Source organism: Streptomyces sp. NPDC048248 (genome assembly GCF_043201875.1).
Taxonomy (GTDB): Bacteria; Actinomycetota; Actinomycetes; order Streptomycetales; family Streptomycetaceae; genus Streptomyces.
The window spans coordinates 175,747-193,564 of record NZ_JBICZL010000006.1; the positions used below are offsets into that span (position 1 = coordinate 175,747).

Here is a 17,818-nt window from a genome sequence, read left to right on the forward strand (position 1 = left end):
TTTTCTCCCCTGCGACTGCGAATTCTGCCTACTCGACTCCGGCGGCGGCTGTGCCACTCTTGTCTGGATTCGAATATCTGCCGCAATAGATCGCTGCGCGCTTTCCGTTCGGCTCGATCCGAGCCGAACCGCGTCGCGCCGGAGAAGAGGGGGAAAAACGTGGGAAACACACCGGATCGGATCCCGGTGCTCGCACTGTGGAGCGCGCCGCGCTGCCGTTCCACCGCGTTCGCGCGGATGATGACCGAACGGGACGACCGTGTCGTCGTGCACGAGCCGTTCTCCCGAGTGGTCGACTTCGGTGAGGTGGAGGTCGTCGACCGGGTCGCGCGCACCGAGCAGGACGTGCTCGCGACGCTGCGTGCCATCGCGGCGCAGAAGCCGGTGTTCTTCAAGGACACCACGGACTTCCACTACCCGGCGCTGCTCGCCGACGAGGAGTTCCTTTCGGCCGCGACGCACACCTTCATCATTCGCGACCCGGCCGAGGCCATCGCCTCGCACCATGCGCTCAACCCGGACCTCGGCCGCGACGAGATCGGCTTTGCCCGGCTGTACGAGATCTTCACCGCCGTGCAAGCCGCCACCGGCACCACGCCGGTCGTGATCGACTCCGACGACCTGCTCGACCGGCCGGCCGAGACCGTGCGGGCGTACTGCTCGGCGGTGGGCATCCCCTTCCTCCCGGACGCGCTGAGCTGGGAGCCGAGCATGCGATCGGAATGGCAGTCGACCAGCAAGTGGCACAGGTCGACCAGCCGGACCGCCGGCTTCACGCGCGGCAGGAGCGATGGAGCAGAGACAGTCGCGGCGGACCCGAAGCTGCGGGCCTATCGCGATTACCACCTGCCGTACTACGAGAAGCTGCGTGCCGTCGCGCTCCGGCCGTGACCGTGCCGACCGGAATAGTCGGCATGATTACCCGGCGAGTGCACGGAACAGCGTTTCGGGTATTCAGGGTAATCAGAGTGCGGACGAAGAGCGTGAATGACCGGGCTAGGTTTGGGATGTAAAAAGGTGTTTCAGTGAGGTGGGTTACGTGACGGGCATTTCGGTGTCCTCCGCAAGAAGCAGGCTGTGCGAGACGGTCGATATATCCGGCCATCGCAACAACACAGCCATCTCCGCGGCGACGGAGACCAATGCGGGGGCATTCAATGTATGGAGAAACTCGTTTGCGGCCGAATACCTGCCCGCGGGCAAGAGTCTCGTCCACGTGGGCGGTGTCCCCTTCGAGTTTCCTCCGGTCCTCGAAGGACCGGACAACGTCCGCTGCGCCGGACAGTTCATTCGTGTACCTGAGGGCCACTACGACTGGATCCATGTCCTGGCGGCGTCCGAACGACGCTGCGAGGACACCGTCGGGCTGAACTTCGTCGACGGCTCGGTCGACACGGAACCGCTTCGGGTCTCCGACTTCTGGGCGGCGCCCGCGTGGTTCGGCGAGGTCAAGGCGTTCGAGAGCCTCGTCATGCACTACCCGCACCACGTGCAACGAGGAGTTCCGGCAGTCATGTGGGCGCAGCGCGTGCCGGTCACCCGGCGGGCCGGCCTGACCGGCATCCTGCTGCCCCGCAACGTCGCGGTGCATGTTTTCGCGCTCACCCTCCAGCGGACGGAGCTCTGACATGACCGTCGACGCGACGACACGGACGTACATGATCACCGGACCGGAACCGGAGTGGTGGTACCGCGACCTCCTCAGCTGCCTTCAGGCCACGTTCGGTTCGCTCCTGATACGGGAGGGGGCCGACCCGCTGGCCGTGCTCGGCGCGGGCTGGCGGTTCCTGCACCTGCCGGGCGACGTCAGGTCCGAGGAGTTCTACTACCCGTGCCCCACCGACGAGTTCGGCGGCACCGACCTCGGAGCCGCTCTGGCACCGCACCACGAACTGCACGCGCGCTGGTGGCAGCCCGCCGACGAGAACGACGTCTGGCGAGAGGTGCGTGAGGCGCTGGCCGACGACCGACTGGTCATCGCTGCCGTGGACAACTACCACCTGCCGTTCCGCCCCGCGTACGGAGACGTGCACGCCGCGCACCTGGTGGTGATCTACGGCCTGGACGAGACCCGCGGAGTGGTCCACGTCTCGGACGCGATGCCGCCCGCGTTCCGCGGTGCGGTCCCGATCGAGAAGTTCCTGCTGAGCTGGGGTTCGGTGAACCCGACCGACGCCCAGGACGCCTTCTTCAGCGACTCACGGATCGGCCGGCGCTGTCTCGACGTTCGCCTCGACGCCCCGCCGGCGCCCCTGACGCCCGAAGTGCTCGGCGGCTACCTGCGCACCGATGTCGACGGCTTCACCACGACGCCCCCGGACAGCTCGGCACGTACCGGTCTCGCCGGATACGTCCGGTTCGCCGCGGAACTGGTCGACCGGTGCCGGGCCGCGGACGCCGGGGCGCTGCGCGAGCTGTATCCGTTCGGGTGGGCCATGCAGGCGCAGGCCTCACTCCACGGTGAACTGCTGCGCCGCTGCGGCCGCGAATGGGACGACCCGGCGCTCGCCGGAGCCGGACGCGCGGTCGAGGCCGTCGCGCACGCGTGGACCGGACTGCGGTTCACCGGCGCACACGGGCTTCAGGACCCGCGCGCGGTCGCACCCGACATCGCGCACCACGCCGCGGCGTTGCGCGGCACCTACGAGCGTGCGGTCGATCTCGTCGGCGCGGCGGCGGCGCGGCTGTGAGCGCACACGCACCGACCATCGTGGCCCTGTGGAGTGGAGAATGATGAGCAAGCTGGCAGCGTTCGGCGGTACGGCGGCCGTGCCGAAGGACCGACGCAGTGTGCAGTGGCCGTTGGTCGAGGACGAGGACCGCAAGGCCGTCCTCGACGCGCTCGACGGCGCAAGACTGGTGTCCGACACGGACGGCGTGAATCCGGTGTCCGCTCTGGAGGAGAACTGGGCCCGTCGTTTCGGTTTCGAGCACTGCGTCGCGGTGTCCAACGGCACCGCGGCACTGGCCCTCGCGCTGGCCGCGCTCGGCGTGGGGCCGGGGGACGAGGTGATCGTGCCCGCGCTCAGCTTCATCGCCACCGGGCTCGCACCGGTGCACCAGATGGCCGTTCCCGTCTTCGCCGACATCGACCCGGTCACCTTCAACATCGATCCGGACGACGTGGAGCGCCGGATAACGGACCGGACCAAGGCGATCATCCCCGTGCACCTGCACGGCGCGCCGGCCGACATGGACCGGATCACCGAGATCGCGCGCAGGCGCGGCATCGCGGTGATCGAGGACGCCGCACAGGCTCCCGGGGCGACCCACCGCGGGCGGCCGGTCGGCGGGATCGGCGACGCGGGTGCCTTCAGCCTCCAGGTCAGCAAGAACATTCCGACCTGCGGTGAGGGCGGCCTGCTGGTGACCCGCGACACCGAGCTGGCCGAGGCGATGCGCCGGGGCAGGCAGTTCGGCGAGGTGATCGAGAGCGGTCGCGAGCGCGACTACGTGTCGTACGGCCTGGGCTGGAACTACAAGATGAACGCCCTCCAGGCCGCGTTCACCACCGCGCAGCTCGACCGGTTCGACGGGTACGAGCATGCGCGGCAGCACAACGTCACCGCGTTCCTCGCGCGGCTCTCGGAGCTGCCCGGCCTGCAGGTGCCGACCGCGCTGCCGGACACCACCCACGCCTGGCACATCCTGCGGTTCCGGTTCGACCCGGCCGCGTTCGGCCTGGACGGGGTACGGCCTGAGGCGCTGCGCTCGGCCCTGCGGCGACTGCTGCGCGCCGAGGGTGTGCCGATGTCGCAGTACCAGCTCATGCCACTGCCCGACCAGAAGGTGTTCGTGGACCGAGTCGGCTTCGGCTCGGGCTACCCGTGGACCGTGGCCGGTGCGCCCGGAACGGTCGCGGGGGAGGGCTACCCGGTGACCCGCGCGGTCATCGCCGACTCCCTGACCATCCAAAAGCGCCATCTCCACCCGGGAGCGGGCGAATTGCTCGGCCTGTACGCGGACGCCTTCGAGAAGGTGTGGGCGAACAGGGACATGGTGGCCACGCTCGCGAAGGCGGCATCATGACCGTCACCCAGGTCCTGGAGCGGGACGGCCTGGACACGGTCGCCGCACGCATCCGCTCCCACGTCGTCGACATGTGCGCGGGGCCCGAAGGGGGCCACCTCGGCGGTGCGTTCTCCAGTGCCGACGTGCTCGCCGCACTGTATTTCTCGGTGCTGAACGTGGACCCGCTGCGGCCGGACGACCCGGATCGCGACCGCTTTCTGCTCAGCAAGGGCCACGCCGCCGTCGGCCTCTACGCGACGCTCGCCGAACGGGGCTTCTTCCCGGTCGAGGAACTCGCCGGATACGGACGCCCCGGCAGCCGACTGATGGGTCATCCGGTGCGCGCGGTGCCCGGTGTGGAGATGCCGACCGGATCGCTCGGCCACGGACTCGCGCTGGGCTGCGGGTTCGCGCTGGCCGCCCGGTACGCCGGCCGTGCCTCGCGCACCTTCGTACTGCTCGGCGACGGCGAGCTCCAGGAGGGCTCGGTATGGGAGGCGGCCATCGCGGCCGCGTCGCTGCGCCTGGACCGGCTGGTCGTCGTGGTGGACCGCAACGGACTGCAGCTGACCGGTTCCACCGACGGCATCGCGCCGATGGAACCGCTGGCCGACCGCTGGAGCAGCTTCGGCTGGGCGGTACGCGACGTGGACGGCCACGACCCGAACCAACTGACGGACCATCTCAACGCCGCGCCGTGGGAACCGGGCAAGCCGAGCGTGCTGATCGCCCGCACGGTCAAGGGCCATGGGCTCCCGTTCCTGGCCGGCCGCAGTGCCAGCCACTACGTGACCCTGTCACCGCGCAACCACGCGCGGGCGGTCCGCATCCTACGAGCCACGGAGGCTGCCGGATGAGCCGCGCGACCCGAGAGGCGTACCGGGACAGTCTGCTTCCGCTGCTGAAGCGGCATCCCGAGCTGATGTGCCTGGACTCCGACACCGGTCTGTTCAACGCCGAGTACGCCGAGGCGGCCGGCGAGCAGTACCTCAACGTCGGTATCGCCGAGCACAACTTGATGGGCATGGCCGCCGGGATGGCCGCGTGCGGGCGGGTCCCGTTCGTCAACACCATGGCCGCCTTCGCCACGTCCAGGGCACTGGAAGCGATCAAGATCGACATCGCGTACAACCGGTTGCCGGTCCGGATCATGGCCACCCACGGCGGCCTCGCCGCAGGCCACCTCGGTCCGACGCACCAGGCCCTTGAGGACCTCGCCGTGATGCGGGTACTGCCCGGGATGACCGTGGTGGTGCCTGCCGACGCCGCCGCCACGGAGGCGTTCGTCGAGCAGAGCCTGAACCTGCCGGGGCCGCTCTACGTCCGGCTCGGCCGCAAACCGACCCCGGCACTGCCCGCGGCCCCGCCGCCGGTCATCGGGAAGGCGCAGACGCTGCGGCAGGGCGGCGACGTGGTGCTCGCGAGCTGTGGTCCGTACCCGGTGCTCGCCTGCCTCGCCGCGGCGGACGTCCTGGCCGAACAGGGCATCGAGGCAACGGTGTTGAACATGCACACCCTGCGGCCGTTCGACACGGAGACGCTGGTGGCCGCGGCCCGGCCGGCCTCGCTCGTGGTGACGCTGGAGGAGCACTGGCGCGGCGGCGGTCTCGGTGGCGCGGTGGCCGAAGCGCTGTCGGAGGCGGCGCCCACGAGGGTGCTGAGACTTGGTATGCCGGATCAGTTCGTCGACGCGGTCGGCAACCAGGAATACCTCGTCAACCACTACCACCTCAACGCGGAGCAGGTAGTGAGGACGGTCCGTACCGCCCTCGACACGGCCGCCGGTTCCGGTAGGTCCGATCGAGAGGACGTCACCACGTGAGCACTGTGCAGGAGCCGCGGTCCATCACGTCCAGGACCGAGTTGCCACCGTCGTCCCACGTCATCGTGGTCAACCGCTGGCGCGAGCGATACGCGGAATACGCCGACTACATCGATCACGAGCAGCATCGCGTGACGTATGTGAGTACCGAAGTGGGCCGCGCCTCCGTGCCGAAAACGGCGACCGACGTCGCCGTGGTGAAGGCGACCGACGATCTGGCCGAGGTCACCCGGGCCGTCGAGGACCTGGTCGGCCGTCACGGGGAACCCGACAGGATCGTCGCGCTCAAGGAGGACGATCTCCTGGTCGGGGCCGCGCTGCGGGAACTGTGGAACGTTCCCGGCCCGGAAACCGATCAGTTGCTGCCCTTCCGGGACAAGCTGATGATGGTCACCAGGGTCGCCCGGGCGGGGCTGGCGGTCCCGGACTTCGCTCCGGCTCCGGACACCGACAGTGTGCTGGCCTTCGCGGAGACCCACGGATGGCCCGTGGTCGTCAAGCCGACGATCGGCAGCTCCAGTTTCGGTGTCGTCCGTGTCGACGGTCCCGAGGACCTGTCCGAACTGCGCTTCGGCGACGAGCCGTACCTGGTGCAGACGTTCAACCCCCACCCGATCTACCACGTCGACGGTTGCAGTGACGGCGACACGGTGTCCGTCGTCCGGACGTCCCGCTATCTCAACAACTGCATGGACTTCCGCGGCGGCACCGTCCTGGGCTCGGTGGAGGAGAGTGACCCGGCGGTGCTGCGGTTCGTCGCCGACTTCGCCGAACAGGTACTGCACGCGCTCACGGACCGGCCCACGGTGTTCCACCTGGAGGTGTTCGTCGACCGTACGGCCGGCACGTGCACCTTCCTGGAGATCGGAGCCCGCGTAGGGGGTGCGGAGATCCCGCTGCTGTGGCGGGAGGTCCACCACCTCGACCTGATGGAGGTCGCCTTCCGTAACCAGCTCGCCGTGCCACCGCTGGAGCTGCCTCCCCTGCGCACCGACGAGATCGGCGGCTGGTTGCTCGTCCCGGCCCCGGAGCGGCGGCCGTGCCGGATCACCGAGGTGACGTCGATGGTCGGGCAAGCGTCCGGCCCCTACGCGGAGGCGGTGCTGGAGCCCGGCGATGTGCTGCCGGAGGTCGACTCCTACTACGAACACGTGGGCGGCAGGTTCCGCTTCCGGGGCGCGTCCACGACCGCGGTCGAGGAGGCCATCCAGCGAACCGCGGCGGCGTTCCGCGTGGAGGCGAAGTCACTGATCTAGGTTGCGGCAAGGAACCACTGAGCCTCTTTCCTCCCCGCATGATCACGCGGGGAGGAAAGAGGCTCAGTGGGCTCTTCCAGCGGTGGCGCTTTGAGCGGGTCGGCACCCACGGGCCGGCCCCGTCGATCAGGACGTGGGCGAAGTCGGGCACATCGGGTACACGGGCCCCACGAGTGCTCAGTGGTGCGGCGGGAGCTCGTCACGTCGGTCTCCCATGTGGGGCACCACAGCATCGTGCCCCACTCGACCAGGGCGTGAGAAAAGTCGAGTGAGGCAGAATATAAAACAACGCGGCTCCTGTGCCTGTGGGTTGAGACTTCGAATACCTCTCCCACCGACACCGGAGCCGCGTGCGCTCATCTAATTGCGCCTCATGCCAACCGCTGGCGCAGGAAATCGGCGATCAAGCCCAGTGCCTCCCTGGCAGTGTCCAGCACTGCGGCCATCGACAGGAAGCCGTGCGGCAGGTCGGCGTATCGGTGATAGTCCACCGGAACCTTCGCGCGCGAGAGCGCTTCCGCGTAGGCCTCGCCCTCGTCACGCAGTGGACAGAACTCGGCTGTCAACATGAGCGTCGCAGGAAGCCCACTGTGGTCGGTTGCGTTGAGCGGTGAGGCGTAAGGGGAGTCGCCATCGGCCGGATCGGCGAGGTAGTGGTTCCAGAACCACGGGACCGAGTGAGCGTTGAAGAACATCGGGTCCTTGTTGTCCCGCATGGAATCCGTCTCCGCGCCGTAGCGCATCGCCGGGTAGACAAGCACCTGGGCGCTGATCTGCGGTCCGTCGTCATCCCTGGCCATCAGGGAGACCGCCGCGGCCAGCGAACCGCCGTTGCTGTCTCCTGCGACGGCGATACGTCCACCGTCGGCACCGAACTGGGACGCATTTCCCGCCACCCACTTCACGGCGGCATAGCAGTCGTCGATAGCTGCCGGAAACGGGTGCTCGGGCGCCAGTCGATAGCCCACGGACACGACTACACAGGGAGTCATGCTGGACAACGCACGGCAGAAGGACTCCGACGTGTCCAGGGATCCGACGACGAAACCGCCGCCGAAAAAGTAGACCAGCACGGGAAGCGGGCTGTCGCCTTCGCTCCGCGGCCGGTACACCCTGAGCGTCAGCGGACCGGCCGGGCCGGCGATATCCAGATCGAATATCTCCTTGGGCGGTTCGATCCAATCCCAGGCCGCGGCTTCGGTTTCGCTGTCCGCCTTCCGGGCCTCGTCCACCGACATGGTGTAGAGCGGGGTGAAACCGGTCGCCTGGCGATAGTTCCTGATACCCTCAGCGATTGGATGAAGCGGCATTAAAACTCCCCCAGTTCTTCGGCATCAACGGTGCACAGTGCTTCCATGCGAACCCTCTTATGTTCTGGACGCTCGTCGGCCTGTGAGGTGCTGCCGGGCGACCCGCCGGCAGCGTCGCCGATCTCGCATCTTCCGATGACGCGTCGGGAGCGGGATCTCCCCATCACGCTGGAGTGAGGATCAACCCGCTCCTCCACGCGGTGCACCGCACGGAGACTTCAGCGGTCTCATGTCCGCTTCCATGGGGAGGAATTCGGACGGACGGCTTGTGCCGTCTTCGATTTCGTGCAGCTTCTGGCTGTGGGCGCATGCCCTTCCGAATGCACCAAAAGGATATGAGCCCAGGACGCGGTCTGCCGCGCCGAGAAAGACGATATGATCGCGCCGGCACCATGCACGTCCGCGACAAGTTCATTCGCGCGGACACATTGCGTTCACTCTTCTCTCCTGCGGCTAAGTGTCTCGCTTACCTCGGTGCGCCCCCTGTCCGTGCCACCCTGAGGGGTGACCAGATCATTACCGCACCCGTGTCGAGCGATGATTTGAGCAAATGGACACGCGGACTCGAGGGGAAGTACGTCGCACCATGACCATTGAAAACGTGACTCCACAGCCCGCCGGGGGCAGCGACCTCCAGGAACGCCCGGATGCGCACCCGGCACGTGTCTACGACTACTTCATAGGCGGCGAGAGCGGCTTTGAAGCCGACCGGGCGGCCGGTGCCTGGATCCGTATGCAGGCCCCCGACCTGATTGCGACGATGCAGGCGAACCGTGCCTTCCTTTCACGGGCGGTGCATTGGCTGACCCGGCAAGGCGTCAACCAGTTCATCGACATCGGTTCCGGCTTCCCTGTGTCGCCGAATACGCACGAGATCGCCTTGTCGGCGTCCCCTTCAGGTTCCGTCGTCTACTGCGACGTCGATGCCGCGGTTGGACAGCGGACGCGTGCGCTCATCGCCGGACAGGAGCGGGCAGACTTTGTGCTGGGCGACATCCGGAAACCGGAAGATCTGCTGGCCCAGCCGGCCATCCAAAAGCTGATCCGTTCCGGCCGTCCGGTCGCCTGCGTGCTGGCCGCGGTCCTGCACTTCGTGCCGGAAGGCGCGGACCCCGCCAGGATCACCGCAGTTCTGCGTGAAGCCCTGCCTCCGGGCAGCTATCTTGTCGTCTCCCACATCGCGGGCGACATGCCTTGGGGGGACCGTAACAACGAGGAGGTGCTGAAGCGCGCCTTCGAGGACATGTATCCCCGAACCCAGGACCAGGTCACCGACTTCTTCGGTGATTTTGAACTGGTTTCACCTGGTGTCGTGCCTGCAGCTCAATGGCACCCCACCGAGGAGACTGCGGGGAAACCTTCCCACTCCGCCATTTACGGCGGAGTCGCTCGCAAGGTCTGAGCCTCGGTCCCTGCACCTACTCGCTGTTGGCGTCCACCGCAATGACCGTGCCGACGACATCGCGGCTACCCCTCCGACGCGACGCCCACTACGACCACCGTCCCCTTTCCGCACTCGGGCTCATCCGGCGGAACCGGACGAGATCACTTCACACAAATGGCCGTGGGCCGCAGGGGATCTCCCCTGTGGCCCACGGTGCTTTCCCCAGGCGATTGGCTGGACGCCCGACGTCAAATGCCGCTCGATTCCGCTGTATTGGTCCGCCGTGTTGATGTGCGCGCTGCTCGGATGCCGGCTGCTCCGAGGCGTTCGGGGGGCGGGCAGGACGGTGGCGGTCTCCAGGTCCGCGAGGTCGTCGGCCCAGCGTCAGCGTGCGGGCAGAGGAACGGCAACGCGTTGACCTGTGCACGTGATTCGCGCGGGAGGGGGCCAGGCGGCGGCGGATCGTTCCGGCGCTTGCTCGCGCGCGGAAGACGGAGGCAAGGTGGCCGACGGCGCGGGTGAGGTCCCAGGTGGTGACGGCCAGGACCGGCCAGACGGCGTCGCGGTGCATCGGCTCGGCCCGAAGGTGGTGCCGCCTGGAGGAAGCCGGCGGGGGGACCTCCTGGGAGAGTACGCGGAGGACCGTGACGACCGTGACGTTCCGGCGGGCAGGCCGCGCCGCTCGGTATAACCGAAGGAGGCCATAGGCAAAGCAGGAGGGGAGGCCGGCGGGCGCACGAAGCTCGTCGCCGCGGAGTCGAGTCGGCGGGGTGCCCCCCAGGTGAACGAGCGCAGGGCGTTGCCCGGTGTAGAAGAGCAGGTCAGCCCTGTCTGATCGTCGAACCCGCGCAGCAGGATCGCCGACTCGAGGACAGGAACGCTGCCCACCCAGGAAACCGTCGAACGGACGGCTACCTGTGGGTCCGGCCAACAGGGAGCGATGACGGGAACACCTGCGCAGCATCGCTGACAAGTTCCGCGCCGCTGCGGACCGCGGGAGTGGCGCGCCCCCGGGCTGCTGGTTCGGGCCCGAGCACCGCGAGCGTCCCCACATACGGTGCAGGCAACGGAAGGTCCCGGAGTGTGTAGTCCTCCGGGCGGCCAAGTTCCTCGGGAAGTGCAAGGAGCGTCGAGCCGAGAACCTCGACGCGCCGCGGGTGGATCGCAAGTCCCTTGCCGGCGGCCTTGAGCACGGCTTCTTTACGCGTCCACAGCCGTGCAAAGTCCGCGTAGTCCAAGCAGGTTGCGCGCTCCCGCTCCGTCAGCGCCGAAGCCAGTGGCTGCTCCCCGGCAGTGGCGTCCTCGACGTCGAGGCCGACGGCCAGGTCCGAGACGGCGACCACGGCGAGCCCTCCGGCGTGCGAGAGCGAGAAGTCCGGACCGGGACCGGCATTCTCCACGATCGGCTTCCCATGTCTCGGGTCACCGCAGTGGGCGCAGGTCCGGTCAAAGCTCAGGGCTGCCGGATCTCGGCCCAGCCTCTCGCCAAGGACAAGTCGCGCCAGCACCCATGCGGCGAGAAAGCGCTTCCGGTCTGCCTCGCGCAGGATCTGCCGGCGACGGGCGCGGTCGCGCCCGTCCAGGAGCACGGCGAGTGACGCGGGCACCTGGTCGACGCCGATGTACCAGACCTCAGCCACGGACGCTCTGCTTCACCATGCGGACCGGATCGCCGGGCCTGGGCGTGGCGCCGCACCCGGCGGTCCCGCCATTCTTCACGACCTCCGGCTCGGTCAGCTCTCCCGGCCGCCACAGCGAGGAACCGCGGAGGAGCGCACCAACCGGAACGATCTCCATGGTGTCGAACGCGCCCGCCGATGCCCCTGCACGTCCGTTTAGTTCCGCATACGGCACCCTGATGTCTCCCGAGACCATCACGGTGGCCGCCGCGGAGCCTTGAGCTCGTGCGGCCGGCATCTCGGGCACGTCCACGACGCTCCTCCGCTCCTCTCCTTCAGGCCGGCTTGTCAGGCGACCGGTGCAAGGAAGTTCTCGTTGATGCGGTCGATGGTGCGGAAGTCCGCGACGCTCAGCGAGCTGACGTCGATGTTCCTTCCGGAAATCTCCTCCAGCAGAGCGATGAACTCCAGGAACGAGACCGACGCAATGAGCCGGGACTCGATGAGATCGGTGTCCCCGGCAATTTCTCCGTCCAGATCCGGGTTCTTGGACTGGATCCAGTTGATGATTTCCTGCATGGCCATACCTTCCTAAGCTATCGATTCGTTGATCGCGGCGAGCGCCCGCCGAGAGTCGCCGTGCACTTGCAGGAGCGCATGGACCCAGCGCTCCACACCGAACGCCAGGCACCCGCTGTAGGCGGCCTCATCCCCGAAGTTGATGCCCAGACGCTCACCGAAGAAGTTGCGGTGTCGGTTGACCGATGCGATGGCGGTCCCGTCGTCCGACACGAACTCGAACTTCACAGGGTCCAGTTGGTTGAGGAGCGATCGCGAGCCGTCACCGAGGTAGAACGGATCGGTCGCGGGCTCCTTGCGCACCTTCACCCCGAGCTGGTCGGCCAAGCTCAGCACCAGCTCGGTCGACCGGCTCAGGTGGTCCACCACACCCTCCTGGCTGCCGATGTAGAGCGCTTCGCGCATATGGAAGGCGCGAAGTCGGCGCAGGCCGTCGTAGTGCTCCTCATTCCTGAAGCAGCGACCGATCGACGTGATGACCTCGGGGGTCTCGATGTCGCGTTCCTTCTGCGACACCAGCAAGCCGTAGCAAGTGGCCGTGGGCAGGTAGCAGCTGGTCGAGACGAGAGGGTGCTCGGGGGACGGAGTCGCGGTCTCCCCTCGTGCCAGTTCCTCACGGGCCTGTTCCGTGAGCGTGGCCACAGGCAGTCCGAGCTGGGGGAAGTTGCGGAAGAAGTCGAGGCGTGCGAGGTCCTCCTCGGGGAGCAACGCCGGGCCGGCCACCGGCCGGGCCCCCAAGGCGAGAGCGATGTCCTTGAAGCGGGCCTCAAGAGCATCGAATAGGGAGGCCTCTTCGGATTCAAGGACCGCGATTCCAGGTGCGACAAATGTCGGCATGAGATCTCCTGTCAGTGGAACAGGCCGATGCGTCGGTAGAAGTTGTTGGTGCGTTCGGTGATGCGAGCCGTGATCTCCGCCCTGGCCGGATCAGCCATGACGGAGGCACGGAACCGTGCGGGATTTTCGATGCCGGCATCCTGGTAGGCGTCGCGGCTGTACAGCATCTGGATGATCAGATCGATGTAGCCACGCAGATACTGACCGACCTCTTCGATCTCCTCGGCAGAGTGCGTCCGGCGAACCTCGTCGAACAGCGCCGCCACGAGCTTGCCGCCGAAAGCGATGTGTCGGGACTCGTCGCGGTGGTGAATTCGGTTGACTGCCCGCACCGTCTCCGGAAGCCCCGTGTCAGCCGCCATCTTGGCGTTGAAGTAGTCACCGATCATCTCGAAGATGAGAATCTGGCTGAAGACGATGAAGTTGTTCATCTCCGGCGCGCGCTCATCTGTCGGGAACACCATCCGCCGGTCCGGATAGATGCGACCGGCGTAGCGCAGACAGAATTCGGCGAAGAACCACATGTGTTCGTTCTCTTCGCCGATGAAGTGGTGGAAGTACGGCGTGGGGATCTCATAGCCGGGCGTGTGGATGCGGCGCATCACCTCGATGAGCAGCTCCCTGATGCCATGAGCAATCAGACTGTAGAGGTTGACGCTTTCCCATCGCGAGAGTTCCACGAGTTGTTCGTGACTCAGCTCCTGCTCTGCGGCGGTGCCGTAGACGGACAGCAGCTCCCGACTCATCCACAAGTCGTCTGGCGTGATCGATTCGGGCCACTCAAAGGTACGGTACGGATTGTAGTAGTCATCGACAGAGACGTCTATCAGTCTGCGTACGGCCCGGGCGAATTCTTCCGTCCACTCGATCGTCGACACTGCTGACACCGTGACCTCCGTATTAGGACCATTGGTTGACCGACCGACACAAGCGGTCTGCCGCGCCGATAAGGACCGTACGACCGCGCCGACACCCTGTGCGTCCGCAACAATTTCATTCGCGGAGACACATCGGGTTGACCTTTCTCTCCTGCGGCTAAACATCTCGCTTACTCCGGCACGCAGGGCAGATTCAAAGTCGTGGTGATCTCTTGAGCTCCCCGGGGTCACACGGGTGTGACGATTGATCACGTGGTCGGCGTCGGGGGAGCTGTCGTCCAGTCCAACGAACCCCAGGTCGGCGACGGCCTTGAGGCCCGGGGCCGCAGCCTGCCGGTGAGCTTCTCCTGGCGGCAGACGGTGCCGCCGAGGTACGTCCTGGCTGGGCCGGTCCCCTTCTTGTCGCCGGCACGGTGGTAGCGGTCCACCGAGCCCAACTGCCGACGGTTTCACTCCGGTTACGGTTCCGCGGCGCCCTGCCCCGCTTCTCCCTGACACTTCTTCACCTGGATCACGCGGCACGACGGCCGCGGCAGCCCCATCCAGCGACCACCAACTCCTGGCTCCCGGCCCGGCCCTCCGCTTGGCCGGCTCTAGTTTCACCGGTTGGTCGGACGGCACCAGCCGTGGAGCCCTGTGTCCTATTCGATAGGCGTCAGCCCGCCCTTTGGGCATACCGCACGAAATGGTGGATCCGCAGAGATCGCGGCCCGTCACCCCGGCTCGAACACCACGGATTCAACCCGTGTGATCGGAATGCGTAGTCGCGCGGGGGAAAGTCAGCCCGGCGCGTCCTTCAGGATGCGTGTGTCGCGGACGCGTGAGGTGGGGGTGAGTTCGTAGGTTCCCTGTTGGTGGGGCGGTGGGTCATTCCTGGGCTTCCACATCCGATGCTTCGGAACCAGCCAGGTGGAGCTGCTCGCCATGCCCGTGGCGCAGCCGGAAGCATTCGACTCCGTACCTGCCGGCTGCTGCAACGTCATCGATTCGTACATTTCATCAACCCGAGGGAAATTCGGCGTCGTCCCGTCCCACGAGATGATGGTCACCATCCGCGCGCTGCCCTCCTGTGCCTTCGCCGTGACGAGGCGTTCGGAAGGTCGACTGCTTCCTCGGACGATCGATGTCGCCACGCAGCCGGATCTCATGTTTCTCATCTCCGACGATCCGGCCCAGATTTCCGGCACAGAGTGTCGCCGACCAGCAAAGCTGCGGCAGATCGAACGGGACCATCTCTAAGACAAGGGCCCCGACAGGGAGCCTGTAAAAGGAGTATCGCCATGACTGTGGACGTCCTCTCCTCTCAGGACCACATGGCCCTCGCCGAGCGCTATGGAGCTCATGACTCCGTGCCGTTCCCCGTGGTGCTCACCAATGGGGAAGGCGCGTGGATGACCGATCTGGAAGGCCGGCGCTATCTCGACTTCCACGGGGGGTACTCCGCGGTCAACTTCGGCCACCAGCACCCCGACCTGGTCGCCGCGGCGAAGGCACAGCTCGACCGGCTGACGCTGAGCACCCGGGCCTTCCACCACGATCAGTACGCACCGTTCTGCCGTGAGCTGGCCGAGCTGACGGGCACCGAGATGGTGCTGCCCTCCAACTCCGGCGGCGAGGCTGTCGACACGGCGGTGAAGATAGCCAGGAAGTGGGCCTACCAGGTCAAGGGCGTGCCGGATGGAGCCGCCGAGATCATCGTCGCGGGCGCGAACTTCCACGGCCGTACGATGACCATCGTTTCGTTCTCCACCCACCCCAACCACCAGGCCGGCTTCGGCCCGTTCACGCCCGGCTTCAAGGTGGTGCCGTTCGGCGACATCGACGCGCTGCGCTCGGCGATCACCGAGAACACGGCGGCGGTCCTGCTGGAGCCGATCCAGGGCGAGGCCGGCGTGGTCGTTCCGCCGAAGGGATACCTCGCCGAGGTCCGTGACCTGTGCGACGAAAGCAACACGCTGTTCGTCGCCGACGAGGTCCAGTGCGGACTGGCCCGCGCCGGCACGACCCTGGCGCTGGACCACGAGGGTGTCCGTGCGGACATGTACACCCTGGGCAAGAGCTTGAGCGGCGGACTCCTGCCGGTGTCCGCGGTGATCGGCCGCGCCGACGTCCTCGGCGTGATCACGCCCGGCGACCACGGCTCGACCTTCGGCGGCAACCCGCTGGCGTGCGCCGTCGGCCGCGCGACGGTGCGGCTGCTGGCCACCGGGGAGCTCCAGGAACGCTCACGCGAGCTCGGCGCGTACCTGCACTCCCGCCTCAACGAGTTGGACGGCGTGTCGGAGGTCCGTGGGCGCGGCCTGTGGGCCGGTGTGCAGCTCATCGAAGAGCGTGTGGCCGGGCGTCGGGTGACCGAGGCGTTGGCCGAGCGCGGCCTGCTGTGCAAGGAGGCCAAGGGGCACCTCCGGGTGGCGCCCCCGCTGGTCGTCACTCGCGAGGAGATCGACCTCGGGGTCAGCATGATCGCCGACGTGCTGGCCTGAACGGGACGGTTGATCGACGCGAATGCATTGCACGGGAGTTGAGCGCGCACTGGTCTCGTGCAGCACGCAGCACGCAGCACGCAGCACGCAGCACGCAGCACGCAGACGCCGGTCTCGGTCCCCGTACGACGACAGCATTCCCCACTCCCGACGAACGGCGTGGCCGGCGACGTCCATCGCCGGCCGTCCATGGGAGGCGCGACGCACGCGATCTGCCCGTGGGCGCTGTGGACGCTCGTCGGTGAAACGGGGCTGCTGGCCGCCGTGCTCCTTCTCCCGTGCAACGGCACGAAGAACAAGCCGGCCGAGCCGGTTCCTGACCCGGTCGGGGGACGACGGACTGCCGCATCGGGCTGACTTGACCATCGAGTGGACTGGAGGGAATTCATGAGTGACTTCGCAGGACTGGTCGCGATCGTCACCGGCGGTGCGTCGGGGCTCGGTCTGGCCACGGCGAATCTGCTCAGCAGCAGGGGAGCTCAGGTCGCCGCTCTCGATCTGAAACCGGAGGGGCTCCCGGACGGCATCATGGGCGTCCAGGTCGATGTCACCGACGACGTGCAGGTCAAAGCCGCCGTCGACGCCGTGGTGGAGCGGTTCGGCAGGCTGGACGTCGTGGTGAACAACGCCGGGATCGGCGCCGTCGGGGACGTCACCGCGAACGGTGACGACGAGTGGTTGCGCGTTCTGGACGTCAACGTGGTCGGGATGGTCAGGGTCGCCCGGCACGCGGTACCGCACCTGCGGCGCTCACCTGCCGCGTCGATCGTCAACACCTGCTCGATCGTGGCGTGGGCCGGGGTGGAGCAGCGGGCGCTGTACTCGGCCAGCAAGGGTGCGGTGTACGCACTGACGCTGGCCATGGCGGCGGATCACGTCCGCGAGGGCATCCGGGTCAACAGCGTCGCCCCTGGTTCGGCGGACACCCCTTGGATCGGCAGGTCGCTCGAACAAGCGGCGGATCCGGTGGCCGCCCGAGCCGCGCTCGACGCGTTCCAGCCCACGGGCCGTCTGGTGACGGCCGACGAGGTGGCGGGCGCGATCGCCTACCTGGCAAGCCCGTTGTCGAGCGCTTCGGTGGGCACGGTGCTCGCCGTGGACAACGGCATGCACGGCCTGCGGCTGCGGCCCCAGGGCCAGGCGTAGGTCAGCAGGCGGGACAAGAGCGCACCACCGCGGGCCGCAGGGGTTCTCCCCTGCGGCCCGCGGTGCTCTTGTGGAACCACTGCAACGTGCGGCCTGTCGCTGATGAGGGGCCGCCGGCCGGCCGACTCGACCTCTGGTCCACCCCTCCCTGGAGCATGTCCTGGGAAGAGTCCTGGGAAGACACCTGCACTCCCCTCGAGCCAGGCCCCGCTGACGCGTAACGTCTCCCCTGCGGAGCTGAGAAGCTCGGCGGGACCGGCTGCCAGGCTCTGCTGAAGGCGCACGGCTCACGCAAGCTCTGGGCGCTCACCGAGGAGATCTCGACGCGCCGACCGAGCAGTCCCTCACGGCCTTCACCGGCTGTGGGGGGGGGGGGGGGGGGGGCGGCCCCCCCCCCCCGGGGCGGGGGGGGGGCGCGCGGGGGGGGGGGCCGGGCGGGGGCCGGGGAGGGGCCCGGGGGGGGGGGGGCGCCAGGCCGGGGGGCGGGGCCCCC

Annotated in this window: 17 protein-coding genes; 11 read left to right on the forward strand and 6 right to left on the reverse strand. The window is 67.6% G+C overall.

The features are described from left to right. Positions 1-159 precede the first annotated feature (159 nt). From ACGFZW_RS14430 to ACGFZW_RS14460, 7 genes are all read left to right on the forward strand, one after another. Entirely contained in the window at positions 160-891 is a 732-nt protein-coding gene (locus ACGFZW_RS14430) for a sulfotransferase family protein (RefSeq protein ID WP_393893412.1), read from the forward strand. A gap of 139 nt (positions 892-1,030) precedes the next feature. Next, on the forward strand, positions 1,031-1,627 hold the full coding sequence (locus ACGFZW_RS14435; protein WP_393893413.1) for a hypothetical protein: 597 nt from the start codon (positions 1,031-1,033) through the stop codon (positions 1,625-1,627). A gap of 1 nt (position 1,628) precedes the next feature. After that, positions 1,629-2,690: a BtrH N-terminal domain-containing protein gene (locus tag ACGFZW_RS14440; RefSeq protein ID WP_393893414.1), complete on the forward strand. Its 1,062-nt coding sequence runs from the start codon at positions 1,629-1,631 to the stop codon at positions 2,688-2,690. A 43-nt stretch (positions 2,691-2,733) separates the two neighbouring features. Beyond that, positions 2,734-4,029: a DegT/DnrJ/EryC1/StrS family aminotransferase gene (locus ACGFZW_RS14445; RefSeq protein ID WP_393893415.1), complete on the forward strand. Its 1,296-nt coding sequence runs from the start codon at positions 2,734-2,736 to the stop codon at positions 4,027-4,029. Continuing rightward, on the forward strand, positions 4,026-4,868 hold the full coding sequence (locus tag ACGFZW_RS14450; protein ID WP_393893416.1) for a transketolase: 843 nt from the start codon (positions 4,026-4,028) through the stop codon (positions 4,866-4,868). Before ACGFZW_RS14445 ends, ACGFZW_RS14450 begins: the two co-directional genes overlap by 4 nt. Then, the gene (locus tag ACGFZW_RS14455; protein ID WP_393893417.1) at positions 4,865-5,833 is read left to right on the forward strand and encodes a transketolase family protein; all 969 of its coding nucleotides are present in this window, start codon (positions 4,865-4,867) and stop codon (positions 5,831-5,833) included. Before ACGFZW_RS14450 ends, ACGFZW_RS14455 begins: the two co-directional genes overlap by 4 nt. Further along, positions 5,830-7,089 (forward strand): acetyl-CoA carboxylase biotin carboxylase subunit family protein, encoded by a 1,260-nt coding sequence (locus ACGFZW_RS14460; protein ID WP_393893418.1) that lies wholly within the window; start codon positions 5,830-5,832, stop codon positions 7,087-7,089. Before ACGFZW_RS14455 ends, ACGFZW_RS14460 begins: the two co-directional genes overlap by 4 nt. A 371-nt stretch (positions 7,090-7,460) precedes the next feature. Here the strand turns inward: ACGFZW_RS14460 and ACGFZW_RS14465 are convergent, their stop codons facing one another. Beyond that, positions 7,461-8,399, reverse strand: coding sequence for an alpha/beta hydrolase (locus ACGFZW_RS14465; protein WP_393893419.1), 939 nt, complete (start codon positions 8,397-8,399; stop codon positions 7,461-7,463). 586 nt (positions 8,400-8,985) lie between these two features. Here ACGFZW_RS14465 and ACGFZW_RS14470 point away from each other — a divergent pair. Beyond that, on the forward strand, positions 8,986-9,801 hold the full coding sequence (locus ACGFZW_RS14470) for an SAM-dependent methyltransferase (RefSeq protein WP_393893420.1): 816 nt from the start codon (positions 8,986-8,988) through the stop codon (positions 9,799-9,801). A gap of 893 nt (positions 9,802-10,694) precedes the next feature. On the opposite strand, the gene ACGFZW_RS14475 is transcribed toward ACGFZW_RS14470, so the two are convergent. Genes ACGFZW_RS14475 through ACGFZW_RS14495 form a run of 5 tightly spaced genes read right to left on the reverse strand, consistent with a single transcriptional unit; the run spans position 10,695 to position 13,696 of the window. Further along, positions 10,695-11,423: a 4'-phosphopantetheinyl transferase family protein gene (locus ACGFZW_RS14475; protein WP_393893421.1), complete on the reverse strand. Its 729-nt coding sequence runs from the start codon at positions 11,421-11,423 to the stop codon at positions 10,695-10,697. Further along, complete coding sequence (locus tag ACGFZW_RS14480; RefSeq protein WP_393893422.1) at positions 11,416-11,709, reverse strand: hypothetical protein; 294 nt, start codon at positions 11,707-11,709, stop codon at positions 11,416-11,418. Before ACGFZW_RS14480 ends, ACGFZW_RS14475 begins: the two co-directional genes overlap by 8 nt. 41 nt (positions 11,710-11,750) lie before the next feature. Further along, a complete protein-coding gene (locus ACGFZW_RS14485) occupies positions 11,751-11,981 on the reverse strand; it encodes an acyl carrier protein (RefSeq protein ID WP_393893423.1) in 231 nt (76 codons plus the stop codon). A gap of 12 nt (positions 11,982-11,993) precedes the next feature. Next, positions 11,994-12,818 (reverse strand): aminoacyl--tRNA ligase-related protein, encoded by an 825-nt coding sequence (locus ACGFZW_RS14490; RefSeq protein WP_393893424.1) that lies wholly within the window; start codon positions 12,816-12,818, stop codon positions 11,994-11,996. An 11-nt stretch (positions 12,819-12,829) separates the two neighbouring features. Then, positions 12,830-13,696: a diiron oxygenase gene (locus ACGFZW_RS14495; RefSeq protein WP_393893425.1), complete on the reverse strand. Its 867-nt coding sequence runs from the start codon at positions 13,694-13,696 to the stop codon at positions 12,830-12,832. Positions 13,697-14,605: 909 nt separating this feature from the next. Between ACGFZW_RS14495 and ACGFZW_RS14500 the strand changes: the two genes are divergently transcribed. From ACGFZW_RS14500 to ACGFZW_RS14510, 3 genes are all read left to right on the forward strand, one after another. Continuing rightward, complete coding sequence (locus ACGFZW_RS14500) at positions 14,606-14,935, forward strand: hypothetical protein (protein ID WP_393893426.1); 330 nt, start codon at positions 14,606-14,608, stop codon at positions 14,933-14,935. A gap of 41 nt (positions 14,936-14,976) precedes the next feature. Further along, positions 14,977-16,179 carry an ornithine--oxo-acid transaminase gene (gene rocD / locus ACGFZW_RS14505; RefSeq protein WP_393893427.1) on the forward strand — a complete coding sequence of 401 codons (1,203 nt, stop codon included), beginning with the start codon at positions 14,977-14,979 and terminating at the stop codon, positions 16,177-16,179. 387 nt (positions 16,180-16,566) lie between these two features. Continuing rightward, positions 16,567-17,325, forward strand: coding sequence for an SDR family NAD(P)-dependent oxidoreductase (locus tag ACGFZW_RS14510; RefSeq protein ID WP_393893428.1), 759 nt, complete (start codon positions 16,567-16,569; stop codon positions 17,323-17,325). Positions 17,326-17,818 lie beyond the last annotated feature (493 nt).